Source organism: Beijerinckia sp. 28-YEA-48 (genome assembly GCF_900104955.1).
Classification (GTDB): domain Bacteria; phylum Pseudomonadota; class Alphaproteobacteria; order Rhizobiales; family Beijerinckiaceae; genus Terripilifer.
The window spans coordinates 400,177-425,785 of sequence record NZ_FNSI01000001.1; the positions used below are offsets into that span (position 1 = coordinate 400,177).

34 protein-coding genes and 1 pseudogene are annotated in these 25,609 nt (G+C 59.9%); 33 read left to right on the plus strand and 2 right to left on the minus strand.

All coding sequences use genetic code 11. The features are described 5' to 3' along the window. The first annotated feature begins 3 nt into the window (after positions 1–3). The 5 genes from BLW50_RS01850 to BLW50_RS01870 are packed head-to-tail and all read left to right on the plus strand — an operon-like array spanning position 4 to position 4,034. On the plus strand, positions 4–1,305 hold the full coding sequence (locus BLW50_RS01850) for a DUF1073 domain-containing protein (protein WP_090696660.1): 1,302 nt from the start codon (positions 4–6) through the stop codon (positions 1,303–1,305). A 19-nt stretch (positions 1,306–1,324) separates the two neighbouring features. Continuing rightward, complete coding sequence (locus BLW50_RS01855; RefSeq protein WP_090696662.1) at positions 1,325–2,395, plus strand: DUF2213 domain-containing protein; 1,071 nt, start codon at positions 1,325–1,327, stop codon at positions 2,393–2,395. Then, positions 2,395–2,832, plus strand: a complete 438-nt coding sequence (locus BLW50_RS01860) for a structural cement protein Gp24 (RefSeq protein WP_090696664.1) — start codon at positions 2,395–2,397, stop codon at positions 2,830–2,832. Before BLW50_RS01855 ends, BLW50_RS01860 begins: the two co-directional genes overlap by 1 nt. 32 nt (positions 2,833–2,864) lie before the next feature. Then, positions 2,865–3,809, plus strand: a complete 945-nt coding sequence (locus BLW50_RS01865; RefSeq protein ID WP_090708556.1) for a DUF2184 domain-containing protein — start codon at positions 2,865–2,867, stop codon at positions 3,807–3,809. Positions 3,810–3,818: 9 nt separating this feature from the next. Next, positions 3,819–4,034 carry a hypothetical protein gene (locus BLW50_RS01870; RefSeq protein ID WP_090696665.1) on the plus strand — a complete coding sequence of 72 codons (216 nt, stop codon included), beginning with the start codon at positions 3,819–3,821 and terminating at the stop codon, positions 4,032–4,034. On the opposite strand, the gene BLW50_RS01875 is transcribed toward BLW50_RS01870, so the two are convergent. Further along, on the minus strand, positions 4,031–4,372 hold the full coding sequence (locus BLW50_RS01875; protein WP_139267426.1) for a DUF4870 family protein: 342 nt from the start codon (positions 4,370–4,372) through the stop codon (positions 4,031–4,033). The two genes, BLW50_RS01870 and BLW50_RS01875, sit on opposite strands and share 4 nt — an antisense overlap. A 105-nt stretch (positions 4,373–4,477) precedes the next feature. Between BLW50_RS01875 and BLW50_RS01880 the strand changes: the two genes are divergently transcribed. The 28 genes and pseudogenes from BLW50_RS01880 (at position 4,478) to BLW50_RS02010 (ending at position 25,140) form a co-directional block, all read left to right on the plus strand. Further along, on the plus strand, positions 4,478–4,906 hold the full coding sequence (locus BLW50_RS01880; RefSeq protein ID WP_090696669.1) for a DUF4054 domain-containing protein: 429 nt from the start codon (positions 4,478–4,480) through the stop codon (positions 4,904–4,906). Next, the gene (locus BLW50_RS01885) at positions 4,903–5,301 is read left to right on the plus strand and encodes a hypothetical protein (RefSeq protein WP_090696671.1); all 399 of its coding nucleotides are present in this window, start codon (positions 4,903–4,905) and stop codon (positions 5,299–5,301) included. The genes BLW50_RS01880 and BLW50_RS01885 overlap by 4 nt, the downstream gene beginning before the upstream one ends. Further along, complete coding sequence (locus BLW50_RS01890; RefSeq protein WP_090696673.1) at positions 5,298–5,684, plus strand: hypothetical protein; 387 nt, start codon at positions 5,298–5,300, stop codon at positions 5,682–5,684. The genes BLW50_RS01885 and BLW50_RS01890 overlap by 4 nt, the downstream gene beginning before the upstream one ends. Continuing rightward, positions 5,653–6,255, plus strand: a complete 603-nt coding sequence (locus tag BLW50_RS01895; RefSeq protein WP_090696675.1) for a phage neck terminator protein — start codon at positions 5,653–5,655, stop codon at positions 6,253–6,255. Before BLW50_RS01890 ends, BLW50_RS01895 begins: the two co-directional genes overlap by 32 nt. 468 nt (positions 6,256–6,723) lie before the next feature. Beyond that, positions 6,724–7,695 (plus strand): annotated as a pseudogene (locus BLW50_RS30970) (DUF3383 family protein); the annotation flags it as partial. A gap of 18 nt (positions 7,696–7,713) precedes the next feature. Next, positions 7,714–8,169 (plus strand): phage structural protein, encoded by a 456-nt coding sequence (locus tag BLW50_RS01905; protein WP_090696698.1) that lies wholly within the window; start codon positions 7,714–7,716, stop codon positions 8,167–8,169. Further along, positions 8,169–8,576: a phage tail assembly chaperone gene (locus BLW50_RS01910; RefSeq protein ID WP_090696701.1), complete on the plus strand. Its 408-nt coding sequence runs from the start codon at positions 8,169–8,171 to the stop codon at positions 8,574–8,576. The genes BLW50_RS01905 and BLW50_RS01910 overlap by 1 nt, the downstream gene beginning before the upstream one ends. Before the next feature lie 65 nt (positions 8,577–8,641). Then, entirely contained in the window at positions 8,642–8,779 is a 138-nt protein-coding gene (locus BLW50_RS30575) for a hypothetical protein (protein WP_170849932.1), read from the plus strand. 4 nt (positions 8,780–8,783) lie between these two features. Further along, positions 8,784–8,966, plus strand: coding sequence for a hypothetical protein (locus tag BLW50_RS01915; RefSeq protein WP_139267427.1), 183 nt, complete (start codon positions 8,784–8,786; stop codon positions 8,964–8,966). A 17-nt stretch (positions 8,967–8,983) separates the two neighbouring features. Beyond that, positions 8,984–10,558 (plus strand): hypothetical protein, encoded by a 1,575-nt coding sequence (locus tag BLW50_RS01920; RefSeq protein ID WP_090696706.1) that lies wholly within the window; start codon positions 8,984–8,986, stop codon positions 10,556–10,558. A 128-nt stretch (positions 10,559–10,686) separates the two neighbouring features. Next, the gene (locus BLW50_RS01925) at positions 10,687–11,187 is read left to right on the plus strand and encodes a hypothetical protein (protein ID WP_090696709.1); all 501 of its coding nucleotides are present in this window, start codon (positions 10,687–10,689) and stop codon (positions 11,185–11,187) included. A 46-nt stretch (positions 11,188–11,233) separates the two neighbouring features. Then, positions 11,234–11,740, plus strand: coding sequence for a hypothetical protein (locus tag BLW50_RS01930; RefSeq protein WP_139267428.1), 507 nt, complete (start codon positions 11,234–11,236; stop codon positions 11,738–11,740). 90 nt (positions 11,741–11,830) lie between these two features. After that, complete coding sequence (locus BLW50_RS01935) at positions 11,831–12,220, plus strand: hypothetical protein (protein ID WP_090696713.1); 390 nt, start codon at positions 11,831–11,833, stop codon at positions 12,218–12,220. Positions 12,221–12,538: 318 nt separating this feature from the next. Next, positions 12,539–13,057 (plus strand): phage baseplate protein, encoded by a 519-nt coding sequence (locus BLW50_RS01940; RefSeq protein ID WP_090696715.1) that lies wholly within the window; start codon positions 12,539–12,541, stop codon positions 13,055–13,057. 24 nt (positions 13,058–13,081) lie between these two features. Continuing rightward, positions 13,082–13,384, plus strand: coding sequence for a phage baseplate plug family protein (locus BLW50_RS01945; RefSeq protein ID WP_090696718.1), 303 nt, complete (start codon positions 13,082–13,084; stop codon positions 13,382–13,384). Positions 13,385–13,626: 242 nt separating this feature from the next. Continuing rightward, positions 13,627–14,511 (plus strand): phage protein, encoded by an 885-nt coding sequence (locus BLW50_RS01950; protein ID WP_090696721.1) that lies wholly within the window; start codon positions 13,627–13,629, stop codon positions 14,509–14,511. After that, positions 14,511–15,155 carry a Gp138 family membrane-puncturing spike protein gene (locus BLW50_RS01955; RefSeq protein WP_090696724.1) on the plus strand — a complete coding sequence of 215 codons (645 nt, stop codon included), beginning with the start codon at positions 14,511–14,513 and terminating at the stop codon, positions 15,153–15,155. The genes BLW50_RS01950 and BLW50_RS01955 overlap by 1 nt, the downstream gene beginning before the upstream one ends. Before the next feature lies 1 nt (position 15,156). Continuing rightward, a complete protein-coding gene (locus BLW50_RS01960; protein WP_090696727.1) occupies positions 15,157–15,519 on the plus strand; it encodes a contractile injection system sheath initiator in 363 nt (120 codons plus the stop codon). A 6-nt stretch (positions 15,520–15,525) separates the two neighbouring features. Beyond that, positions 15,526–16,428, plus strand: coding sequence for a hypothetical protein (locus BLW50_RS01965; RefSeq protein WP_090696730.1), 903 nt, complete (start codon positions 15,526–15,528; stop codon positions 16,426–16,428). A gap of 3 nt (positions 16,429–16,431) precedes the next feature. After that, positions 16,432–17,565 (plus strand): baseplate wedge 1 family protein, encoded by a 1,134-nt coding sequence (locus BLW50_RS01970; RefSeq protein WP_090696732.1) that lies wholly within the window; start codon positions 16,432–16,434, stop codon positions 17,563–17,565. Positions 17,566–17,576: 11 nt separating this feature from the next. Beyond that, positions 17,577–18,401, plus strand: a complete 825-nt coding sequence (locus BLW50_RS01975; RefSeq protein WP_090696735.1) for a hypothetical protein — start codon at positions 17,577–17,579, stop codon at positions 18,399–18,401. Continuing rightward, a complete protein-coding gene (locus BLW50_RS01980; RefSeq protein ID WP_090696738.1) occupies positions 18,401–18,733 on the plus strand; it encodes a hypothetical protein in 333 nt (110 codons plus the stop codon). The genes BLW50_RS01975 and BLW50_RS01980 overlap by 1 nt, the downstream gene beginning before the upstream one ends. A 2-nt stretch (positions 18,734–18,735) precedes the next feature. Continuing rightward, entirely contained in the window at positions 18,736–22,437 is a 3,702-nt protein-coding gene (locus BLW50_RS01985; protein WP_090696741.1) for a LamG-like jellyroll fold domain-containing protein, read from the plus strand. Further along, positions 22,434–23,285, plus strand: coding sequence for a hypothetical protein (locus BLW50_RS01990; RefSeq protein ID WP_090696744.1), 852 nt, complete (start codon positions 22,434–22,436; stop codon positions 23,283–23,285). Before BLW50_RS01985 ends, BLW50_RS01990 begins: the two co-directional genes overlap by 4 nt. Positions 23,286–23,447: 162 nt before the next feature. Beyond that, positions 23,448–24,185 (plus strand): peptidoglycan recognition protein family protein, encoded by a 738-nt coding sequence (locus BLW50_RS01995; protein ID WP_090696746.1) that lies wholly within the window; start codon positions 23,448–23,450, stop codon positions 24,183–24,185. Between the two features lie 42 nt (positions 24,186–24,227). Next, positions 24,228–24,494 (plus strand): Pam3-gp28 family putative phage holin, encoded by a 267-nt coding sequence (locus BLW50_RS02000; protein WP_139267429.1) that lies wholly within the window; start codon positions 24,228–24,230, stop codon positions 24,492–24,494. Next, positions 24,491–24,871 (plus strand): hypothetical protein, encoded by a 381-nt coding sequence (locus BLW50_RS02005; RefSeq protein ID WP_139267430.1) that lies wholly within the window; start codon positions 24,491–24,493, stop codon positions 24,869–24,871. Before BLW50_RS02000 ends, BLW50_RS02005 begins: the two co-directional genes overlap by 4 nt. Before the next feature lie 17 nt (positions 24,872–24,888). Further along, complete coding sequence (locus tag BLW50_RS02010; RefSeq protein WP_090696753.1) at positions 24,889–25,140, plus strand: hypothetical protein; 252 nt, start codon at positions 24,889–24,891, stop codon at positions 25,138–25,140. Positions 25,141–25,271: 131 nt separating this feature from the next. Here BLW50_RS02010 and BLW50_RS02015 read toward each other — a convergent pair whose 3' ends face one another. Continuing rightward, positions 25,272–25,475, minus strand: coding sequence for a CsbD family protein (locus BLW50_RS02015; protein WP_090696755.1), 204 nt, complete (start codon positions 25,473–25,475; stop codon positions 25,272–25,274). Positions 25,476–25,609: the final 134 nt, after the last annotated feature.

Below are 25,609 nucleotides of genomic sequence, written 5' to 3' on the forward strand. Positions count from 1 at the left end.
GCGATGCTTTTGTTTGACCGCCTCAGTAATCTGGTCACCGGGCTTGGCACGGGTAAGGACAAGTCGACGGCGCAGGCCTTCAGCCTTAAATTGCTCGGCCGTGACGAACTCGATGCCATGTACCGCTGTGATTGGTTGTCGCGCAAGATTGTCGATATCGTCGCTTTCGACGCGACACGGGAATGGCGTTTGTGGCAGGCGGCGCAAAGCGAGATCGACCGGATCGAGCGCGAGGAACAGCGACTGAATCTGCGTGAGAAATGTACCAGGGCCTTGCAGTTGGCGCGGCTCTATGGTGGTGCGGCGGTCTATCTCGGCACCCGCGATGGCGATGTCGCCGCGCCGCTTGATGTCGAGCGTCTCGGTCTTGGCGGGCTCACCTATCTGCATGTGCTAACGCCATTTCAAGTGCGTTGCGGTGAGATCGACCGTGATCCGCTGTCGGCTCACTTCGGCGAGCCGCTTTACTATGAGCTCGCTGACGGGCGCGGCCAGGCGGTACGGGTCCATCCCTCGCGCATGGTGCGCTTCGTCGGCGCCCCGCATCCTGAGCCGATGTCCTCTCTGTCGGCGGCGGGTGCACAGGGCTGGGGCGATCCGGTGTTGCAGATCGTCTATGATGCTGTGTGTAACGCTGCATCGTCGCAGCAGCATGTGGCGGCGCTTTTGCCGGAGCTGAAGATCGATATCGTCAGCGTTCCGAACCTGCAGAACACGCTGGCGACGGAAGAGGGGACGAACCGGCTGGCGGCGCGCTTCTTCAATGCCAATCTGCTCAAGAGCCTGCATAGCGTGCTGCTGCTGCAAGGTGGCGACGAAGCGGTCGCCGAGCAATGGCAGCAGCGCCAGATCGATTTCACGCAATTTCCAGAGCTGCTACGCCAGTTCCTGCAAGTGGCGGCCGGTGCCGCCGACATTCCAGTGACGCGGCTCGTCGGCCAAGCGCCAGCCGGCCTCAATGCCACGGGCGATGGTGACATCCGCAATTATTACGATCGCATCGCCGCCCATCAACGTGTCGATCTTGCGCCACGCCTGGAGCGCATCGACCAATGCCTCATTCGCTCGGCGCTCGGCTCACGTCCATCAGGCATCTACTACGAATTCACGCCGCTCTGGCAACTTAGCGCCGTCGAGAAAGCCGATATTGCGCTGAAACTCAGTCAGGCGGTGACTGCGCTTAAAGAGAGCGGGCTTGTCCCGACTGAAGTGTTAGCCCTGGGACTGCGCAATCGCCTGATTGAGGACGGGATGTTTCCGGGGATTGAGGCGGCCTACGGGAACGCGGCCGTCGGTCGAAATTAATTCATAGGACTCTTACATCATGCATCTGACAGACAGAGTGCCGCTCGGCGACGTGCGGGAGACGGTGGACGGCTATCTGGTCGGCGACGCCAAAATCGCGCGGGCCGGCGTGCAGATCTATGCTGGCCACGAGGTCGGGCAGCCGAACCGTGAACGGGTTCGTGTCTGGCGGCCGGAGGCGGAAGTGTTTTCGGCTGCCGCCATGACCTCTTTCGCGCACCGGCCGGTCACTGACGATCATCCCGATGAGCCCGTGTCGGCGTTGAATTGGAAGCGCCATGCGGTCGGCATGACCGGCGACCAGGTGGCGCGCGACGGTGGTTTCATCCGCGTGCCGATGATCCTGATGGACCGGGCGGCGATATCAGCTGTGCGCGGCGGTAAGCGCGAACTCTCCTGCGGCTATTCCTGCGATCTGCGGTTCGAGACAGGCACGACGCCGGAAGGCGAACCCTATGACGCGGTTCAGCGCAACATCAGAGGCAACCATCTCGCGATCGTCGCCATGGGTCGGGCGGGTGCTGCCTGCCGGCTCGGCGACGGACAGGAGCGGCAATCGGAAGAAGAGGATCTGATGAAATTACAAAGGGTGATCCTTGACGGCGGTACCGTCGACCTGCCGGAGGTCGCAGCAATCGCTGTGGCCGCTCTTCGGGACGGGCTTGAGGAGGCACGGCGCACCTTGGCGCTGCATGACAAAGCGCTGGCCTCGCGCGATGCCGAGATCGAGAAGCTGCGCGCCACACAGATTGATCCGGCGCGCTTCGACGCGCTCGTCACTGAACGGGCTGAACTGATCGGGCGCGCTCGCGCCATCGTCGCCGACCTTGACGTCAATGGCCTTGATGCGTCCGCCATCCGTCGCGTCGTGGTGACGCGGGTGTTGGGCGATGGCGCGGTGGCGAACCGATCCGACGACTATGTCGAGGCACGCTTCGATCTTATCGGCGAGCGAACTGGAGATCCGGTTCGTCCCGTCATTTCCAATGGCATCCAGAGTGATGCTTCCACCGTCGGCAAGGCCCATCGCGGCATGGTCGATTTTGTTCAGAGCGCCTGGAAGGCGCCATCGCAGAAGGGAGCGGCTTGATGCCCGCAGTTCAAACCACTTATACCGCCGTCCATGCCGCCGCAGTTGAAGGCATGATCGCCAATTCGGAACCGACCATCATCGTCTCGAAGATCGTCGAGGATGCGGAAGGCGTCGGCTTTGGTAAGGTCTGCGTGCAGGGCGACCAGGACAATACGGTGACCGATGCGGAAGCGGCGAAGAAATTCGTCGGCATTGCGGTACTTGATCCGACGCAGGCCGGCGATACTTATGCTCAGAACGCCACCGTCGCGGTGATGAAGAAGGGCGTGATCTGGGTCCAGGCCTCGGTCGCTGTCGCTATGAACGACCCGGTCTATTTCGTGCCGGCGACCGGCGTGCTCACCAATGTCGCCGCGTCCAACACGCTGATCGCCAATGCAAGCTGGGACTCTTCGGCTGCTGGCGCTGGCCTGGCCAAGCTCCGCCTCGCCTAAGCATCGCCCTTTCGAAAGGATCCTTCATGACCATGCATATTCTCGACGCGCCGCAGAAAGCGCTGGCCTTTCTCGTCGCCCAGGCGGCACTGATCGAGCCGACCATCTATGAGGCGCGTTATCAGGACATCCAATATCCGGCGCTGCTTCCCGTCGATATTTCGGCACCGGAGTGGATCAGTTCGGTCACCTATTTCTCCATGGACGGTGTTGGCAAGGCGGATTGGTTTTCCGGCAAGGCACAGGACGTGGCGCATGTGGAGCTGACGCGCGAAAAATTCGAGACGACGGTGGCGATGGCCGCCATCGGCTATCGCTATGATCTCGATGAACTCGGCAAGGCGCAATTGCTGGGCATGAATCTCTCCGCCGATAAGGCCAATCTCGCCCGCCGTGTTGCCGAGGAGAAGATCGAGCAAGTGGCTTTCGCTGGCGACACGGCCAAGGGCTTCACGGGCCTCGTCAATGCCACAACGCCGACGGCGACGACAGCGCCAGCTGACGGCACCGGGTCGGCCACCACCTTCGCGTCGAAATCACCGGATCTGGTGTTGCGCGACATCAATGCGCAACTCACCGGCATCGCCAGCGGCACATTGGGGCGTGATCTCGCCGACACGTTGCTCTTACCTTACACGGTGCTGCTCGATCTTTCGACGCGCCGGCTCGACATGGTCAGCCCGACGACGATCCTTGATTGGATCGAGCGCAACAATATCTATACCCGCTCCACCGGGCAGCCGCTTACCGTGCGCGGCATGTTTGGCTTTCTCGACACAGTGGGGGCTGGTGCCACCAAACGTATGGTCGCTTATCGCCGCTTGCCGGAGGTGGTCAAGCTGCATATGCCGATGCCCTTCCGCTTCCTGCCGGCCTGGCAGGCGGGGCCGATGCTGTTCGAGGTGCCGGGCATTTTCCGCCTCGGCGGCGTCGATATTCGCCGGCCGAAGTCAGTGCGCTATCTCGACGGCATCTGAGGACGCATCATGCTTGTGACGAACCTGCAGAAGGGCCCGCGCGGCTTTTACGCGCGGGACGAGTTGGTGTTGTTGGAGCCGGGCGAACAGCGCGAGGTCGCGCTGTCGGCAGTGGAGCTCAAAGTCGCCAGGGCGACGGGCTGGTTTCAGTTCGATGTCCAGGCATCGGATGCCGGGACGAACGATAACAAGCCGAAGGGCCGCAGGAACAGCGCCGGTTCTTAGTAGGGCTTGCTGTCGGCAGCGCGGACGAGGCCGCGGATGACGCGATACAAGTGCCAAACCGCCAGAAGGAACAAGATGACATAGCCGATCAGAGCAAGTGCCGTGATGACACCGACGATAGCGACGCCGAGGCTGATCCAAAATGTGCTGATTGCCGACCGCATATGCGATGCGAACGGTGTGCCTTCCAGATCTTTCCGCTTCATATAGGCAATGACCAGTCCGACCAGATAGGTCAGAAAGAACGTCACATAAGAGGCGAGATACAGGCCCCAAACAATCAACGCCCATGTTCTCGGCTTGACCGACGTTTCGGCCACTTCAGTACTGTCTGTCACTCTATTCCCCCAGGATTTCGTCAGCCCTCCACTCAAGCACAAGTGGTGAGTGCGTGACAATGCGAAACGGGGGCATCCTATCGACATTCTCGCAGGAGCCATTCCATGCCGCTGCCTTTCATCAGCGCCGCCGATCTAGCGGCGCGCTATCCGGCCTTTGCCGGCGTCGATCCGGCTTTGGTCACGCTGGTCCTCGACGAAGCCCGTTCAGCGGTCGCCGACACTTGGATTGCAGCCGATCAAAAGCCGGCGTTATTGGCCTATACGGCGCATCGATTGGCGCTGGAAGGCCATGACGGTGGCCTGGGTGATGGCGGTGGCCATAGCGTACCCATCGGCGAAGAGACGATGAGCGTCTCTGGGCCGGTGGAGACGGTGGAGGTTGGCGACACCAAGGTGAAGTTTGCCGATGCGAATGGCGCGACCATGCCGGGCGCTGCCGCCGTCACGGGCAGCGGCTTCGAGGCCACCATATATGGCCGCTATTATCTCGAACTGCTGCGCCGCTCGCAGCCGGCGGTGTGGGTCGCATGATCTCGATCACCACCAAAATCCAGCGCCGTGGCGATGCCGACAAGGTGCTGAGGCAGCTGCGGGCGGCGCTGGAAGGCGCCCAGACCGTCAATGTCGGCCTGATCGATGCGCCGCCAGCGGTGATGGAGGTCGCCCAGCGTCTTCACGAGGGCGCGGGCGCCGACAACCCGCCACGGCCTTTCATCAGCACAGCGATGTTCGACGGTCGCTCGGCGCTCAAGGCGCAGCTGCGAGCGCAGGGCAGGGCCATCCTGGCGGGCGACGAAACGCTGGCTGACGCGCTCCCCAAGCTGGGTGAGGCGGCGCAGCAGATGATCCGGGATCGGATCGCCGCCGAGAAGGTGGCGGATAGCTTGGCCATCGCCGCCGTCGTGACCTGGAAGATCGAACCATGAGCGCCACCGCTCTGTCAGCCCTGGCGCTGCGCTTCTATGCCCGGCCGGCGACGCGCGAGCGTATCGATGGCTCCTGGCAGGGGGGACGTTGGACCGAGGGCATCCCCGTGCGCGAGCCGATCCGCGCCGTCCTGCAAAGCACCCAAGAAAAAGATTTATCGCAACTGCCGGAAGGCGAGCGGGCCGAGATCTACCGCGTCATCTGGAGCGAGGCCGAGCTGCGCACCAGCGACGACGGCAGCGCCCGGGCCGCCGATATCGTGATCACCGAACAGGGCGATCGCTACCGCATCATTCAGAGCGTGCCGCGCCGCGAGGGCGGCTTCACCCGCGCCATCGGAGAAAAGGTGGATGACCGAGGACGACGTATCGGCGGCCGTTGAAACCTATCTGATCGCTATCAATGACGAGCGCCGTTTCATCGATCCGCTCTATCAGCCGCTGGTCGGCATCGTCAGTGCCTTCCAGAGCGCGCCGCGCCCCGATGGCCCCTATGCGCTGGTGACGCCGCTTGGCCTCATCGACAATGGCGAAGCCGATCATGTCACCTATGGCGAGGCGGTGATCCTGTCCCGTTCGCATGGGGCGACCAATCCAGCGTTGCAAGCGCAGCCGGTTGTCACCGAGCGGCGTATCCGATCGATCCTGGCCAAGGTCAGGATCGATGTCTTTGCCGCCAAGGCCGTCGATTATGCGCAGGTTCTGCGCAGCGCGTTCCTCTCCTGCCGCGCCTCGACGGATCTTGGCGGCATCCTGCCGCGCACGGTCGGCAATATCGATTACCAGCCGCAGCTCATCGGCCAAGAGTGGGAAGGCCGGGCCAGTTTCGAGGTCGAACTCGCCGGCCTGACTGGCGAGGCCAATGCCATCGACGTGATCGAAAGCGGCAGTGTCGGCGTCGAAGCCGCCGGTTTCTCGCTGCGCACCGCACCATTCACCTACCAGAAGGATTAGCCTATGGCCCGCATTCCCTATAGCCGCGTCGTCGATGTGACGGTGACGCGGGAAGATCGCTTTGCCTCGGCGCAAGGCTTTTCCACGGCGCTGCTGCTGACGCCGACCACCATTACCGGCCAGCTCGATGCCACCCGCCGCACCAAGCTCTATGCGACGATCGAGGAAGTCGCCGTGGATTGGCAGCCCACCACCGAGGAATACAAGGCGGCGCAGCGCTTCTTCCAGGCGCGCGTCCGCCCGCCGGCGCTGAAATTCGGCTATTTCAATCCGGCCGGCACCTTTGCTGCTGAACTCGACACGCTCTATGCCGCCGACCCCGATTGGTATTGGGGCCTGCACCTGAAGGCGCTGAACGATACGGTGAACCAGCGTGCGCTCGCCGATTGGGCCGAGAGCCGCAACGTCATCTTCGGCCTCGATTCCAACGATATCGACACCGAGACACCGGGCACCGTGGCCGACAGCAGCGCCACGGTGACAATGACCATCGCCTCGCCTGGCGTCGTCACCTGGAACGCTCATGGCCTTGCCGCCGGCGACCTCGTGCGCCTGGCCACCACGGGTGCGCTGCCGACGGGCCTCCTCGCCGGCACGCTCTATTATGTGGCGGCCACTCCCACGCCCACCGCCAACACCTTCTCTCTCGCCGCCACCCTCGGCGGCACGGCCATCGCCACCACGGGCACCCAGAGCGGCACGCATACGGCAACAGCGCCGAAATTCGGCGGCTCCATCGCCGAATATTGCGAGAGCAAGAGCTATGATCGCTCGCCGGTGTTCTATCACACCGATCCCGACAGCTATCTGGCCGCCGCCGCCTGGGGCTATGCCGCCGGGCGCAATCTCGACCGCTCGAACTATGCGCTGGCGCGGCGCGGGCGCATCGACAGCGGCCAAGCCTATACGTTGAAATTCAAGAATCTGCCTGGCGTCGTCGCGCTCAACAAATCCTCCGCCGTGGTGCAGGCGATCACCGGCTTCGTGCCCTCGCTCGGCGTGCAGGGCGACGCGGGCCATGCCGCCAATTGCTATGTCAACATCGGCGGCCTCGACATGCTGCTCGAAGGCACGGTGCCGAGCCGCGCCTTCATCGACGAAATTCACGCCACTGACTGGATGCGGGCGCGCATGCAGGAGAGCGTTCTGTCGCTCCTCGCCAATGCGCCGCGCGTGCCGATGACCAATACGGGCGTCGGATATCTGATCTCGGGGGGCGTGGAGCCGCCGCTGCGCCGCGCCTTCGCCGCCGGCATCATCGCCGACACGGTCGATCCCGCTTCCGGCGATCTGGTGCCGGCCTTCGAGACCGAGGTGGACGACGTTCTGTCGATCCCCGTGGCGCAGCGGCGCAACCGCATCGCGCCCGACATCAAGGTGCGCTTCCGCTATGCCGGCGCGGTTCATTTCGCGTCCGTCACCATGACCATGCAGTTCTAAGTTTAAGGAGAAGAGGCAATGGCCCAGGATAGCGCGCCGTTTGGCACGTATAGTATGGACAATGTGGCGCTGCACATCGATGGCGCCCGCGTCACCGGCTTTGGCGATGGCGACGATGTCATCAACATCGAGCGCAACACCGATCTCGGCACGCCGCAGATCGGCGCCGATGGCGCTTCGGTGCTGTCGATCTCGGCCGATCGCAGCGCCAAGCTCACCTTGAAACTTTTACAGACCAGCCCGATGAACCAGTTTCTGCAGAACAAAGTGGCGCGCATGCGCGCCGGCGGCCTGACGGCGCTGACCTTTCCCGTCGGCTTCGTCGACATGTCGAACGGCGAAAGCGGCGGCTGCACCCAGGCCCTCGTCATGCAGGAAGGCATGCCGCAGAAGGGCAAGAACGCGAGCGAGCGCGAATGGGTGCTGTTCTGCCCTTGCTGGGAACCGGGCAGCGTTGACGTGGTGAGGGGCTGATGGCTGAGAAGCGGATTGGGAAACACGTTTATAAGTTCGATGAAATCTGCGGCTGGGACGCGTTCGATCTGGCCGATCTGGCCGTAGAAATTCTGGTGCCTTTCGCCGATATCATCGAGTCCATGGTGAAGAACGACAAGGCCTCCGCCCCGGAGGGGGAGGCCGCCTTCGTGCGCGCCTTCTCGCTGGCGATCCGCAATCGCAACACCCCGGCGATCCGGCAAATCATGGAGCGTCTGCTCGCCGATTGCCGGGTCGATGGCGAACCGGTGGTGGTGGGCGTGAAGCCGGCGACCTTGGACGAGATCATCGCCGTCAGCGCCTTTGCGGCGGAGGTGCAGTTCTCCCGTTTTTTCGCCGCCGGCGCGCTCAACAAAGTGCTTCAGCAGGTGGGGAAAGCCTCCTGACGGCCGATGAAGCGCGCCGGATCGCTCCGAACGCTGCCCATCGCATCATGGCCTGGCGGCCGATCATGGCCGATCCGCCGCTCTACAGCGTGGCGGACGTGCGGACATTGACGTTGAGCGAAATGCTCGACGCCAATGAAATCCTCGATCTCCGCAATGCCCTGTCCGCGCGGGCGATGGAACGGGCGCAGCGAAAGGGATGACTTGATGACGTGTGAACCTTGCGCGCGCGCCCGTCGGGCCTTGGCGGAGGCTGGCCGCCACGCCAAGGCGGGGCATTTGGGGCAGGCCTTGCGGCACGTGCCCGAGATTGCCGATGCCTTGGCGGAGAAGATCGAGGCTCAGCGCGTGCGAAGCCAGTTGCGGCAACTGCTCCGTGATAAGCGGTAAGGAAATAGGAGCGGCAGGTGGTCGTTGAAGAACTCGTCGCCAATGTCGGTTTCAAAGTTCAGGGCTTGGGCGAGCTCAGGCAATTTGAAGATGCGTTAAAGTCGGTCGCGAACCTGGCGAAGGGCCTTTCGGGGGCGTCGGGCTCCGGTGGATCGAATTCCGGCTTTGCTGGATTGAGCCAAAAACTTCAGAAAATTGGCGCGGCGCTGGACAAGTTTGATGTCTCGGCAATCACCGGCCTCGCGGGGCGCCTCCGAAACGATATTACTACGATCAAATCTGCATCCGGCTCTTGGGCTGGAATTGGCAATATTGCGGGGCAGATCGTCCAAAGATTTGGTCCTGGCGTTGCGGCGGTGACGCAACTCGTGACCGAGCTTACGCAAGCGGGAATCGAAGCGGCGACCCTACGTAGTCGGTTGCAGATCAGCGCTCAAGGCAAGGGCACAAGCGCTGCCCAGCTCGATGCTCTGTCTCGCACGTATGAGTCGATGGGGCTGACGGCGGCCGATGCCGAGAAGCAGTTTGGGAGCTTCGCGAGTGAGCTAAATCAGAGCCTCGATAATGGCAATATACCCGACTTCCTATCGAATTTGGGCATCGATCCGCGAAGCGGAAATGAGCGGCGCGATACCGCTGAAGTGATGAAGGAGACGCTTTCTGCTCTAGCCGATCGTATCGCTAAGAATCAGGAAGCTTCGGCTCGTCCCCAATCGGCCGAAGAAAGCAAAAGACTTGCGGACGAACGAGACAAGCTTTGGAAACTCATACGCTCGAAGTTCGGTGAAGAAACGCTCGGGATAATGAAAAAGGGAGGAGGGGCTGCCGCTTGGGAGCAAGCCAGGAAAGAAGGAACATCTCGTCGGCCGTCAGAGACAGAAGCGGACAGGGAGCAGAACGCCCGTGTCAGCGCAGCGGCAGCGAAGTTGCAGCAACAATTGGGTGCGTTCGCTGACGCGTCGCAGAGATTTGCCATTACGATCGCGGACAATCTTCTACCGCCTGTTATTGCTGTTATTGATAAGGTGACGTGGGTAGCCAAGAAGCTGGGATTGCTTCGCGAAACCGAGGAAGAACAAAAAGCCGAACGAGAAAGAAAGGTAACAGAACTGCAACGCAGAGATAATGTTGGTGCCGCGGACGTAGAATATTCTGGAGCGGTGGGTCTCGCGCGGAAACTCTGGGGAACGCGTGAGACCGGAGCAAAGGAAGCCAGCGCAGTTGTTGATGCAGCAAGGCTGGTTGATCAAGCGAAGCATCAGCTAACGTTCTTTGCAAAAACTCCTGAAAAACGCGCCGAGCGAGAGGAAAATTTGCGTAGCTCTCTCCAGACACTTCAAAATGCGATTGAAGTATTTCGCTCTGTTCGGCCAGACGCAATTCGGGGCATTAGTCAAGACACGATCGGTAGGAAGGCTGAGGTGAGCAACAGCGATTTTGCTAACGATCAGCGCGTTACAAGTGTAACCGTAACAGCCAACTATAATGAAAAGGATGTTGCGACGGCCGTACAACGCGTGGTTATGGCGAGTGGCGCCAACATTCCCAAAGGCTGGAATGTCGCGACGCTCGGCAGCAGTTTGACAGCCTGATCCGCACTGTCCTTCCGCTTCGTCGAGCCGTCGTTCGGTATCGATCGTCGCTGATGTAGTGAAGCGTAAAAAAGCCTTTCCGTTTACAGTGGTTCGCGTTATGTTCTTCTGGGGCTTGGAGGGCTGACATGCGCGGAATTCTTGCGGTCGTTTTCATCTTGGCGGCGTTTGGGGCTGGCACTGCCCGAGCGCAACAACCAGTTCCGAAAGAGGAACTGAAGGTATTGTTGAGTACCTTGATGATTACTGTTGTATTTTCTTCCTCACAAAATAGCGAGGCTGATGCTTGTCTCCGGAAGACGTCTGAGGTGGGTAAAATCGTCTGCTTGAAAGAAAAGATTGATGGAGACAAGGCGCAGTACGCGGTGATGTTGGAAAAAGTTGCGAAGTCTAAGCAAATATCAATATCGAACTCGGGTCTTCTGAAGGGCGCTTCTGAGGCGGTGAACGAGATTTTTGCAGGCGCCAAAGATGTTCGAGAAGAATTGGAATTTTGTCTCAAAAAACTGGTGGCTAGGGACCAGCTTGCGTGTGTTGAGGAGACGAGCGCCCAAGGTTTTGTTGGTACCGTGTTCAAGCTGCCCTTGGCTGTGTCGATCGCCACTATGCTCGAGTCTCTTGTGCAATAAAGACATTCATGAGCGGATGTTGATACGCAACAACTTGGGGGCTGACATGCGCGGAGTTTTGGTAATCGTTTTCATGTTGACGGCGTTTGGATCTGGTTCAGCGCAAACGCAACGGTCTGTGCCAACACAACAGATTCTCTTTACGAGTTTAATAATCGAAAAGATGGTCAATGAAGCTGAGAAGTTTCGATCATCGATCAAGACGTGTTTGGACCTGAAGTCAGTAACGCCAAAATTCGAGTGTCTTCAACGTTTCGTTCTAGCAAGCAAGCTTGTTGTTGATCAAGCTGATCAAGCGATCGATGCATTCTTTGAAATCTATAAACCGGAGAAGATTTTTCCACGAGCCTCGTTGGATGTCATCACCGACTCGCAGGCAGCGGTTTCCACCTGGCGTGACTGGGTCGCAGATTGTTTGCGAGGTTCTTCAACGATTGAAGTGAAATCGAGCTGCGTAGATCTTCTTTGGCAAAGTCAATCTTCGGTCATGGAACAGCGAGCGGAAGGGGCGAAAACTGTTTCCAGTATTTTGCAGGAGCTAGCGAGGCAGTAGTTCGCCTGTCTGTTGTGTTAGACGACGGAATCCCATTATATTTCAATAAGATTGTGCTTAATCTTATACTATCGAAAATGGGGAGCTGGGATGCGAGTATTGGTGGGCTTGGTCTTTGGAATACTGGTGGCATGTTGGATTGGCGTGGCTCAGGCGCGTGACGATTTCGGCTGGACGCTGGACGACGCGAAAGCGCTGGTCAAAGATCTCACAGGCAGAGCGTTGGAGTTGAAGGGCTGTGTTCCAGGAGTTGTGCATGACGGACAGGATTGCGCCTTCTTTGGCAAAGGCCCAAGTCAGTATCAGACCAATTGGGAATTTGAAGTGTCGCCTGAAGGAAACGTTGCCGGTGTAGTATTACGTTATTTTACCGACGATGGATTAGATTTGGGCAGACCCAGCGATGCAAGATTCCCGGGGCAGGCGATCGCGGGAGTGGTCGCCGTTGCCGCAGGCAAGGTGATACGGGTGCGCTTTTGAAGTACCTTCTGGCTATGTTTAACAAAGAGGTGCTTCCGCCGAAGCCGGCGGGTCTGATGATCATGCCGCAATTTTTAGGGGATGGGCTTCGGCTATCGATCAAGACCCCATATTTTGGCTCGTCACGCCGATAAATGATCGTCTCTTACATCTCTGCCGTGCTCGAATGCGCCCATTCGGGCATGATTTGGTGCCGTGATAGCAAGTGTCACTCTTCATTGAGGCTGTTGAGTATCTGCAAGATTCACTTTTCGCGATATTCGTCTCCGGCCGTTTCAACCACCGTAGGCGCACGTGCGCCAATCCATAAGAGGTCTCATGCCCTGCGTCATCTTGCGTGACATTGGCGGCGTCGTGGTCGATGTCGTGCTGAAAGAGAGCATCGAGGCGGCCATGGAAGTACCGGAACATCCGGTCGAGAGTGGCGCCAAAATCGCCGATCATGCGTGGCGGACGCCGACTTCGGCGAGCCTGGAATGTGTCAGCCTCGACGTGATGGGCACCTATGAAGCCCTCTTCGCCGTGATGAAAGAGGCCGAGCCGTTTTCCATCGTCACTGGCTTCACCGTTCTCGACAATATGCTGATCAACAAGCTGGCGCACGAGCGTGAGCCGGCCACGGGGCAGGTGCTCAAGTTCACCTGTTCCTTGAAGGAAGTGATCCGCGTTTCCTCGCAACGCACGCAGGCAAGCGGTGGCGGCAGCAAACGCAGCGGCACCCCAGGGCCTGGCAGCGATCCGCGTGGTCAGCGCCAGAACAATCGTGGCCAGGTGCAGGCGCTGGATATGACGGGTGCCTCTCAGACACTCGCTGGACCGCCGCGCGCCTTTGCCTGATCCGAACATCGGAAGGGTTTCATTGTGAGCAGCTACGAGATACCGATCATCGATGTTCCCTATCAGCGCCTGAAAACCTTTCTCAATGGCGTCGACGTGGCGCTGTCGCTGAACTGGAACGACTGGCTCGGCCGCTGGTCGCTCGATGTCGAAATCGACGATGAAACGCGGGTCGCCGGCCTGCGCTTGGTGCCAGGCACCGATCTTGTGGCCGGCTTCAATCTTGGCATCGGCCGGCTCGTGCTCGTCGACTGGGCGGGCCGGGGCGGCAATCCCGGCCGGGCGGATCTGCCCTCGGGCACCTTTCGTTTAATTTCGATGGCGTAGCGGCGGGCCGTAGGCTGTTGCAAGGTCTTCCGTGTCATCCTCGACGCGCCGCAGGCGCGAGCGAGGATCCAGGGGCGAGTGGTAAAGCGTTGCGCTAGATGCTGCCGCGCAGCCTTCCGACACTCTACCGCTCGCCCCTGGATCCCCGCTCAGCCGCTGCGCGGCCGTCGGGGATGACACTGAGGCCCTTGCAACGATCTGCTAGGGAACCTTGCCCGCCTTTCCGACTAACGCGGGGTCTCATGCTCAAATGGAAACGCAAGGTGCGCCTGACCATCTCAGGCGTCGGTGGCGGCGCCGTGTTCGAAGGCTCGCAGGCGCCAGAGGATGGTTTCAAGATCGATTTCAGCGTCAAGAAAACCTTAGGCTCAAAGCAGAACAGCGGCACGGTGACGATCTGGAATCTGACCAAATCGAACCGCGAGAAACTGGGCGAAGAATTCAAAAAGCTCACCCTCGAAGTTGGCTACGAGGACGGCGGCATGGCCGTTTTGGTGGAGGCCGACATTCGCGATGTCGAGCACGACAAATCTTCGCCCGACATTTCCTCGCAGATCTCTTTCGGCGATGGCGACAAGGGCGTGAACAAGGGCGCGGTGTCGAAGACCTTTCCCAAGGGCACCAAGCCCAAGGAGGTCATCCAGCATGTGGTCAAGCAGATGCCCGGCGTCGAACTGGGCAAGACCAAGGGGCTTGACGATCTGCCGGCCTATAAGCGGCCGATCTCCGTCTATGGCTGGGCCTTCCGCGCGCTCGACGGCGTTGGCCGCGAGCAGAAGCTTTATTGGAATATCGACCGGGGCAAGCTGAACATCGTCAAGAACGACGAGCACCTGGGCCAATGCGCCGTGATCTCGAAGGAGACCGGCATGATCGGCGTGCCGCAGGAGACCGACAAGGGCGTGAAGGTGAAAGCCCTGATCGAGCCCGATGTGGTGCCAGGCTTCATGATCAAGGTGGAAAGCAATTTCCTCGACCTGTCGTCGGGCCGCGACAAGCGCCAGTCCGACGCGGGCGGTGGCGAATTCCGCGTCAATGCGGTGACCTTCACCGGCTCGACCCGCGACGAGGAGTTTTACATGGAGATCGAGGGCAACCGGGTGCAAGGCGGCAAGGTGGTCAAGTAATGGCAGGCTATCAGGGAACCGGCACGCGCTTCGACGAGCATGAAAGCCTCGGCGCGATGATTGAGGCGGAGCGGCGCGAGCACAATGGGCCGACGCTGGGCAAGGTCATCGCCTACGACGCCAAGCGTCAGAAGGCGACCATTCAGCCGCTGCTGACGCAAAGTTTCGACGGCGTGAAACTACGGGCGCCGGAATTGCAGGAAGTGCCCGTGCAGGTGCCCCGCGCCGGCGGTCTCGTTTTGCATAAGCCGCTGAAGGCCGGCGACGAGGTGATGCTGCATTTCGCCGGCCGCTCTATGGACGGCGCCTGGGACGATGGCAGCGATGTCGATCGCCACCCCGGCCGCATGTCCGATCTGTCCGATGCCTATGCGGTGCCGACCTCGACCTCCAAATCGAAGGAGATGGCGAACCTGCCGGGTGATCGCCTGCACATTGGCACCGAGGATGGGCAATCGGGCTTCCAGATGAAGGATGACGGTTCGTTCGACATCAAGAAGGGTGGCGACACGTTTCTGTCGATCTTCGTCGATTTCCTGAAGGCCTATAAGGACCACAAGCACGGCGGCGTGCCGATGGATCCGCCTGATATCGAAAAAGCGAACCTGCTCCTCCAGCGGGCGCAAGCCATGAAGGCGTCTTGATATGCAACGCGTCGGCATCGCCATGATCCCGCATAACGACATCGGCCTCGACGCCAGCGGCAATCTGGCGCTGGTTCGTGACGCTGAAGCCGTGGGCCAGCACGCCCGTCAGCGGCTCTCGTTCTACAAAGGCGAATATTTCCTCGACACCAATGTCGGTGTCGACTGGCTTGGCACTGTTCTGGGGCAACAGCCCCGCGCTGTTGTTATCGCCGAGGCGATGGCCAAGAAGGTCATTCTCGATACGCCTGGTGTCACCGGCATTCTCGAATTGCAGTCGGATTTTGATCGCTTGCAACGCGGCGTTTTCGTCCGCCGCTGCCTGATCGAAACCGAATACGACGCAATCTCACTCCCGATCTGAGGTTCCATGACCACCTATGGTGTGACACCCGCCGGCTTCGTCAGGAAGCCGCTGGCGGCGATCCTTGACGACCTCGAGGCGCGGGCCGCGTCGCCCGACGTGTTCGGCGCTGGCGTGATCCAGACGCCGGAAAGCCCGCTCGGGCTGCTGAATGCGCATCTGGCCTCGATCGCGGCCACCGCTTGGGAAATCGCCGAGGCGACGTATCAAAGCTTCGATCCAAACCAGGCGGAGGGCGCGCGCCTCGACATGCTGGCCAAGCTGCGCATTCTGGCGCGCGCTGACGGGGAGCAAGATGTGACCCTGCGCGCCGACATGCTGAATGCCGGCCGCGCCAACATCGACATCTCCGATCTGGTGCGCGCCGTGCGTGGTGTGGCCGATGTGATCTGGTCGCAGGTGTGGGTGAACGACGGCGCTTATTTGGACACGAACGGCCAGGAGCCGCATTCCATCTGCATCGCGGCATTGGGCGGCGCCGATGATGCGCTGGCGGCCATCTTCCGCAGCTATGTCGCGCCGGGGATCAGCTCGCATGGCAATAGCCCGATTCAGACGGTCGTGGACGGCTTCTGCCAGACCTTCCGGCTGATGCGCCCAACAGAGCTGCGCATTGGTCTATCGATGCAAATCCGGGCCTATGTCGACCGCAACGGCTGTTCGCCGCCCTCCAATGCTCAGATCGCACAGACGCTGGCCGCCTTTTTTGCCAGCGCCGACCGGCCGGCGAACGGGGCCGATATCACTTTGCCTCTGCTCAATCAGGTCATCGCGCGCCTGTTCGCCAACATCGAGATCGTCGCGGCGCATGTAACCTATCAGGACGTTTCCTATCCACTCCCCTATGTGATCGCCTTCGACCAAATCGCGTCCGTCGGCTTCGACAATATCGCCTTGTCACGGAGCTGATCCATGATCCAGGCGCGCTATGCCTTTGGCGAGGACTTCCGGTTCTCGCGCTTCCTAGACCTGCCGTTTGGCTATGTGTGGCGTGCGGCCGCGACGTTGCGCGATGAGACCGGCGCCGCCATCGGGCCACTGAACTGCCAGATAACGGGCATCGAGCCGAGCGAGATCGTCGTTTCAGCCACGGCCGCCGCGGTTGCGAGCTGGCCTCGGCCGGCACCAAGCGGCGAGCGGACGTTCTATTTCGACTATGAGGTGTCCGAGACGGATGGCGGTACGGTCATGTCGTCGGAAACCGCCCAGCTGCTCGTCGAATATAACACGGCCTTCGTAGGGGACATCGTTTCGCGCGAGTTCCAAACCATCCCGACCGAATACCGCGAGGCGCACAAGCTGCTCGGGTATATGCGGGCAGTGTTGGCGGAAGTCGAGGCGGCAGCGCAGGCCACCGCACGGATCCCGACCTTCTTCGATATCGACAGCGCCGTCGGCGATCAGTTGACGATCATCGGCAAATGGCTGGGCTTCCCGCGCTGCCACTGCATCTGCATTCCCAATCCGGTGTTCGGCTTCGATTGCGGCGGAGCGGATGCCTTTCCTGGTCCCATCGTCGGCTTCTGCGACGGCGGCAACTGGCTCGGCTGCGATGGTGGTTCCCTCGGCGAGTACTGCATCGCCGATGACGAGGTCTATCGTGGCTTCCTGAAGGCCCGGCGCTATCAGATGCTCGGCTTGTTCGACCGCGAGAGTCTGACAGCGGCTATTCGTCATGTGTGGGGGCCGAGCGCCTACATTATTCAAGCCGATCGCTGCCGCGTCGTCGTGGCACCCGGCCGGCCGCTTGGCCCAGACGAAGTGACCCGCAATCAGATCCTCGCGCGCATCCTGCCTGTCGCGCCGGGACTCTCGCTGGCCTTCTGGATTGATCAGCGCCCGGTGTTCGGCTTCGGCGACGGCTGGGCCGGCATGTGCGACCCGCCCCAGAACCCGACGAAGGTGTTCGGTTTCGATTGCGGCGGCGACTACGCCTACAACATCACCGGTTTCTGCGCCACAGGCAGCACCTGGGCGAACTGTGTTCCGCCGGCCGCTGGCCGGGGCGTCTGGCTTTGTCCGGACGATGCCAAAGCAACCTGCTGAAGGACATCCAAATGAAAGCAGCCTTTTCCAGCCCGTGGGCCAATGTGCCCACGACGCAGCGCCGTGAGCCGACCAGCACCGAGATTGCCAACGGCTTCCCCTGCGGGCCAGCCGACCAGCAGCTTTTCAACGAGCTGTTCTATCGCGAATCTCAGATGATGAAGGAGATTGAGAACGTCATCGCAGGCGCTGGAATGGCACCGAATGATGCTGTTCTGACTCAGCTACGTGATGCGATCCGGACGGAGATCGGCACTGCGGCGGGGACAGCCATTTTCTATATTCACGCGGCGAGTGGCAACGATGCGAACGCAGGCACGAATGCTGCGCCACTTCAAACCCTTCATGAAGCGTTCAATCGCGGCAAACGCTATCGTGCTGTCACCTGCCTTTTGAAGTCAGACATTACTCTGTCGACACGTTTACCACCCATGATGGGTTCTCAGATTTACATTTATCCAGACGCTCCAGGTATGCGCACGCTGACCTTTGGATCAACGGCCTGGGGCGAAGACGGGGACGGCATATATTACTCTCTTCGCACGATCGGTGCGGCCGACATTTACTTCGACAGAATGAACATTGTGAACAACATCACTGAGACATCGGTCACGGCGCTGATGATGCTTGGGGGAGGGCAAATCGCGGTAGGAAATGGCAGTTACTCCGTGGTCTCAGCTGCCGCTCGTCCCCTCATTCGTGCGACGAACGGCTTCAGCTTCAACTGGGTATCGATGTCGTACAATACGATGGCTGGCGATAAGTTGCTGTTTGGATTGTCTAGCGGACAGAATCCAAATGTCTGGCCAATTCGCAGCAATCTGACGTCGATCTGATGCAGGCTGTCCGCTTCAAAGCCGGCGACACTTTCTCGTTTGTCGGGCAGGTAAACGTCGCCGATGGCGTCTCCTGGGCCGGGCGCGGAAAAATCCGCAAGGCCGACGGCGACGAAGTGGGTAGCCTCGACGTCTATCTCACAGGCGACCTGCAAAAGTGGGTCGTGATCGAGAAGACCGCGAGCGCCACGGGCGCCTGGCCAAAACCCACAACGCCCGGCGCCACCGTCGAACTATTCTTCGACTATGAATTTCTCGACCCGCTTGGCGACACAGTGTTGTCGTCGGAAGCCGTGCGCGTGATCGTCGAATATGACCCTACAAGAGGATAACGATGGCTGATCTTGCCCCGCAGCTCCTGGCCGCCATGAAAGGTGACAAGGGCCTCTATCCAGATGGCGTGTTCACGCTGATCAAGTCCTATCGCAAGGACTCCATCGTCAAATGGGATGGCAGCCAGTGGCGTGCGCTGCAACTCGTTCCGGCAGGCACGATGCCGGTTGTCGGTGCCTATTGGGAACGCTGGATCGATGGGACGCCGGTGGCCGATGCTGCCCAGGTCGCCTCCGATCGGGTTCTGTCTCAGGCTGCCGCGGCGACGGCCTCGGCCGCGATGGACAGCGTCTCGGCGCTCGCGCTCCAGGTCGCCGGCTATACCAGCGCCGCTCAAATCGCGGCGCAGTCGGCGGCGGCCGTGTCTGGCCTCGCGAACTTGTCGGCGGCCTTGCGCGCGATCCTTCTCGATCCGAATACGGTTGCAGTCCATGTCTATGACACTCGCCGCGACGCGGACGGCGGCGGGTGGGTCCGCGTGCTTAACAACTCGATCATCAACGAGCCTTTGAATACCGCGACTCGTGGATCGCGCAGAGACCTGCCGACCCTGATCTATGTAGTGGTGACGAGTACGGCGGTTAATATCTTGGATGGGGATGACCCGAGCGCGCCCATGTGGGCCATTTGGCAGGCACTTGGTGCCGGTGCTACAACCAACTTCTTTTCGGGCGGAGGGCTCAGCGGCGGAACGGTCAGTGTGACGGCTTGCCAAGGTGCAATCGGCATTGGTCACTCAGCTTATGGCCTTTGGATCATCGACTTGATTTCCGAACGTTGCTCGCGCGTTGTTGCGGGGTCGAGCGCGGTAGTTGGACTGTATCTCGGAAATCTAGCCGATAGGAATGCTGGTAAGGGCTTTGATGGAGTGAACGGACTTCACTTTGAGGGCACCCGCATTGCTCTCACCAGTTTTAATGTGAATCATGTCGCGATGACGGTTATTCCCCAGACGCTACCAAATTCGAACCGCTTCGGTTTGCCGAACCCGACGATTTTTGTGGCGACGGAGTCCGGGACGAATGTCATTCGTCCGGACGGCACCGTAGTGAATTCGGTCAACACGGGTCAGGTTAAGCGTGTTGCTATTACCGACGATAGCACTTTGTACATGAAGTTCGGCGGCGGCGACACGTCACTCATCATGATCCCGTACCCCAACTATCTAACCGCGTCGTTCACGGGGACTCTTCTCTCGGCCGGCACCGTTCCAGCCACCATGTACAATCTTTGGAGAGTCGGAAATAACGGCGCGATGGTACCGTTGAGCAACGGCCGAGTTGCCTTTGCAGCAAACACGTCTGGAGGAATTAGTATCTTCGATCGTGACAAGGGCTCTATCGTCAGGAGTCTTGTCACCTATATCGATGATTATAGGAACTCTGGTTGGCTCCCCACTGGGATCAAGGCTGCCTTTGCGGAGAGCACGAAGGTGTCGGCTCAGCTAACCGGAGCAACGATCTTCTTCGACTATTTCAGTGATAATGATGCGTCAGATTGGTCGTCGACGTTCGGCGCTGTTATCTCCGGTGTGGGAGGAGAACTAAGCGTCGCCGTCGGCAGCATGTCGGCGACCAACTATGCTCGAAAGACTATCTCGGGGTTCACTATTGGGCAGTCATATGCAGTCATCTTTAAATATAGAACTGACGGAACCCATGGCGCACGTTTCAGCGTCTTCGATGGGGTCAATACCAGCCTTGGGCTGGCGACCGGTGCCACCTCATCGGTCACATATGTGACCGGCCGCTTGTCGTTTACGGCTGTGTCCACCAGTGTTGAGCTTCGCTGCATCGTTGATCACCCCACTCCGACGATGGGAGCGAAAACGAGTTTCGGCGATATTGTGGTCAAGGAGGTTGTTGGAGACCGATCGGTTGCACGCATTGATCTGCCCGGCAACTTCGCCGAACTCGCCGGCTCGGTGAACCGGGCCGCTGTTGCGGTAGGTGCGGAGCTGGCTTGCTACAGCAACTTGAACGCGAGCAATGGCTATCTGTTTGTGACGAACACAGGTGGCATGTTTAATGTCGGAACAGGGGATTTCTGCGCAGCTGTCTGGTTCCTCCGTACAAACGGTGCTGCCAGCGAAAGCATTTTCCATTTTACCGATCAAGCCGGTGGCGCGAGCGACGGCCGAGGGCTTAATACAAATTGGAATCTGTACATCCCAAATACCGGGGTAGTCACCTGCGCCACCCGAGATCAAGCCGGAGTAATTGGCGGCGGTGTAATCACAGACTCATTGGTCGTCGGTGCTTGGTCCTTCATCGTCATGCAGAAGCGCGGGACGCGCCTCGAATGTTACGTCAACGGGCGACTCGCCGGCTTCTGGAGCGTTTCAGGAAACCTCACAAACTCAGCCGCCAACCTGCTTATTGGCGCTATGTTTTACAATGGAGTTGTCGGATATCGTCCGCAGGGTTCAATTGCCCTGCCGCGCGTATCGATTGGAAGCGCCCCGTCATCGGATCAAATCGTCGCAATGTATCGCGACGAGATTGGACTTTTTCAACCGAACGCCAAGTGCCTGCTACAGGGGGGCTATGTGGTTCAAGATCTTTCCCGTGATCGCGATACAGATCTTCTTTATGTCGCCAAATCGATCGGTGGGACGGACGTATTTCAGGGTCTGGTCAACAAAGGAACGATCCTCAGTACGGCGTCGAGCAATCTTATCCCCGGTTCGGGTAGACTCGCTTGCTGGACCACCACCAGCGGCTCGTCAATAGGCGTGCCTGTCGCGAGCAATATCAATTGGGGCTCCGGCAAACTACTGCCGCTGATCGAAACGTCGGCGAATGTTGCCCATTATATTGCTGTTGAGAACGTTACGATTCCCAATGTCGTCTGCGCCATGATCATACCTATCAAGTCTGCCGGACGTGGGTTGGCCTGGGTGTCCTCCACTGCAATCCCCGCGTCCTTCTGGGTCAATTTGGCGACAGGAGCACTCAGCAATCTAGCAGGATGCACCGCGTTGCCTACTATCGACCTCGGCAATGGGATCATGGGCGTTCAAGTTAACGTGACGGGCAACGGGGTGTTGGGCTCAATCCGTACCGGTGCCTCCACCATTGTCAATGCAACTATCTATGCCGGCGTGGACGGTCAGACAGCAACTCTCGTTGGCGATCCAGTGATCCGTACCGGTGCGGCTGCATTCACTGCCAACGATTTCGTCCCATCCTTGTCTAGGAGCGACAATCACAAGTTCGTCTCAGCTCATGACGGCAACGTCCTGATCGGTACCGCTGCCGGCGCAGACATCATCATGCCCGCTTTGCCGCTGCGCAGTGGTGTCCGTGCCCGGCGTGCTGTGGCGTCCTATGATCCTAACTTCAGCGAATTCGATGGTCGTGGGACGTCTGATGTTACGCCGACATACCTTGGTAATCCGTTCTATGTGCCGGAGGGAGGTAAGGTGCATTTTCATATTAACATTAACGGAATGGTCCCAGGTGGTACGGCGACTGATCGCGCTACACGCCCTGTCGTGGGGTATGCCTATCGAAACGTTGGCGATGCCAACGCTACCGTGGTGATCCCAACTGGTGGAATCCCAATCGATAAGACCTCCGGCACCATGGACGCAGGTGTGGTCGCGGGTTCGGGAGGTTGGGTCTATCCTTATGGCAGCGGTAAGGCTGCAACCCAGCTCGAATGGTTCGGCAACCAGCGGCTCAAGAGGGGAGCGGCATGATGGATATGATGGACCTCACCAGCGGTGGCCTCGTCTATCGCTGGACCCTTGTTGCTGGCTATCCGCGCTGTATCGAGGACGCCATCCGACCGACCGACGCCGCCCTACCGGCGCTACAGCGCAACGCGGCCATCCGGACCGCGTTGCCGGTGGTCACAGCCTATGAGGTCGCACAGGCGTTCGTGGTGCGCGGTGAGCCGGACAATGGCGAACCGAAACTGATCCAGGCGACCGGCGAGGACGGCGAGCTTGACTTTGACGAGGACGGTAGGGCGATTCTGATCGACAACCCGACGTGGGCGTTGGCGGCGCGCACCGTAACGCGCACGGACGCGGAGGGCCAGGAAACTGAGGAGCCGGAACCGCGCTGGGTCGTCTACGACGCAGCTGTGGCGTTGATCGCCGGCGCAGCGCCGCTGACGGTGGCCTGGGCCACCTGGCGCCAGCCGGAGCCGTCCGAGGACGATCCTGATCGTCTCGATTGGCTAGCTGCCGGCCAGCTCGTCGAAGCCTCGATTGACGTTGCGGCCGAAACGCCACTTGCCGATGATCCGCGTCCGCTGCCGCTGTCGGTGACGGTTCGGCAGTTTGCGCAGGCGAGCGCGATGCTGGGGCATATCACCCAGACCGAGGCCTTGAACTGGGCAACGCGGCGTTCGCTGCCGGCGCAGATGGAGGACATGCTCGACAGCGTTCCGGAGCAATATCGTTGGGATGCGCGGATGCTGGTCGAGGGCGCGTCGACCTATGAGCCGAGCAACGATTTCATGTCGATGTTCGCCATCGTCGCGAACATTTCGGAAGACCAGCAATTCGCTATCTGGCGCACCGCAGCTGCGCTGGCCTAAGCAAAAAGGGGTCGCCGCTAGTTTGGGTACGACGGGACGCGGCGGCCTCCCTTAAGGGGGCCCATCTTCTCTGGCATTTGAAGGCTAGCGGCATCGCGCGTTGCCGAAAAGCGGTTCCGCTGCAGACAGTTTCCCATCCGTAAATCCAAAGGACGAAAGACCATGAACGTTGAAGCGATTCAGCGCGCGCTTGTGCGCGCCGGTTTTGAGCCTGGTCTGATTGACGGGAAGCTCGGCCCCAAAACCATCGCGGCCATCAAGGCTTTCCAAAAGGCGCACGCTTTGCTGGTCGACGGCATCGCCGCCCAGATAACGCAGGCCGCTTTGTCCGCATATGCGGTGCCGAGTAACTCCATCCCATCGACCCTGCGCCTGAGCCTTGTGCCGTCCGAATGGATGCCGGCGGCGACTATGAAGCGGGTCATCGTCCATTGGACGGCAGGTGCTCATAAGGCGTCGGCGCTCGACATGTCCCATTATCACGTGCTGATCGAAGATGACGGGCGGCTGGTTCGCGGCAAGCCGTCAATCGTGCTGAACGATGCTCACGGCACCAAGGCCGGCTACGCGGCGCACACGCTCAACTGCAACACCGGTTCGATTGGCGCTTCGCTCTGCTGCATGGCTGGCGCGATCGAAAGCCCGTTCAAAGCTGGTTCGGCGCCGATGACCCGCGTGCAATGGGAGCAGCTTCCCCATGTCGTGGCTGATCTCTGCCAGCGATATCAGATCCCGGTGACGCTGCAGACAGTGCTTTCCCATGCCGAGGTGCAGGGCAATCTTGGCATCAAGCAGCGGGGCAAATGGGACATCTCGCGTCTGGCGTTCGATCCGTCGCTGGTCGGCGCCAAAGCCTGTGGCGACGCGCTTCGCACGGCGGTTTCGGTTCTTCTTGATTAAGCGCACCGGCGGCTTCCGGCAGTTCCAAATAGCAGGTGGATGATGACACAGGATCAATTCCTGGCTGTCTTGCGACAGCTTTTGAGTTTTGCGGGTGGCTTTGCTGTCGCGCGCGGCTGGCTGACCAATGAGCAATTGACCGCTGTCGCCGGGCTCGTTCCACCGCTGGTTGCCATCTGGTGGGTCTGGCGTCGCTCGAGCCCAGGTGGCCAGATCGCAGCCGTCGCCGCCAATCCCGATGTGAGCCAGATCGTCGCCAAGGCGGAAGTGGCCAATGCGTCGCCCTCAGTAAAGGTGGTGCCGCAGTGAAGCGATTGATCATTATCGGTGCACTGGCGGCTATGCTCGGCGGCTGTTCCATCACGCCAAAGTCAATCCTCGACGATCCCGCTTTCGCAACCGCGGTTGGCAAGGCCACCTCCGTCACAAAGACCGCTGCCGAAAAAGCCAACGAGACGCTCGATGGCATCTGTGCAAACTACAAAACCGCCGACGCCGCCTTTCAGCTTGTGGTCTTTGTGGTCGGTGATCGCATGCCGAAGAACGTCATCGAGTCTGAGAGCGCTGCGGTCGCTTATCTCAATGACCTTTGCGCGAATCGACCGACCGATGCTCGCACCGCCTTGGAAGCAGCGCAAAAGGCATATGGCGTGATCGACACTTTGCGCACGCGCTTCAAGTCGTAGCAGGGGAGGGCGGCACCTTGAGCGATCCACAATCCGAACTCAGGGCGATTGAAAAGCTCAAGAACGCCGCCGACTGCGGCCTTCCGGTCTCTTTCACGCCAGAGGAGGCCGAAATCCTTCAGCGGTTTGCACGCACCCTTATGGGCTTTGAAGCCTTGGGGCGTGTTGCCAAGTTGCTGCGGGCTATTCTTACCTACATCGGCTGGGCCTTCGCCGCTTATCTGGCTTTCAAAAGTGGGTTGTTTGGTTGGATCAGAAGTGGCCTCTAGGGAGGCCTATTCGAATGAAATTGATGTTCGATGTAGCTTGATCCAGGCTCGCGCAGAAATTGAGCAGCGAATATTGCGCGCTAAAGCCCCGCTCCGGTTCGCCGGAGCGGGGCTTTTTTGCGTTGATCTAGCTATTTGCCGAGTTTACCAAACCAATCGTTGATCTCTTTGTCGGCCTGTTCCTTGGTGTATCCGTAGCGCTCCTGAAGGCGTCCGACGAACTCGGTCTGCTTTCCTTGGATCACGTCAAGATCATCATTGGTCAGTTTGCCCCATTGCTGCTGGGCTTTTCCGCGAACCTGGTTCCAGTTTCCTTTGATCTGATCCCAATTCATGATTGTTCTCCTTCAGTGCGTTGAGACGTTGAAGTGCATGGCTTGCAGGATTAACGTCGGCAGCGTGAGGAGGTTCCACACGATCTGGGAAAGCCGTTTCGCGGGCCAAAGATACGCCCATTTATTCAATGTGT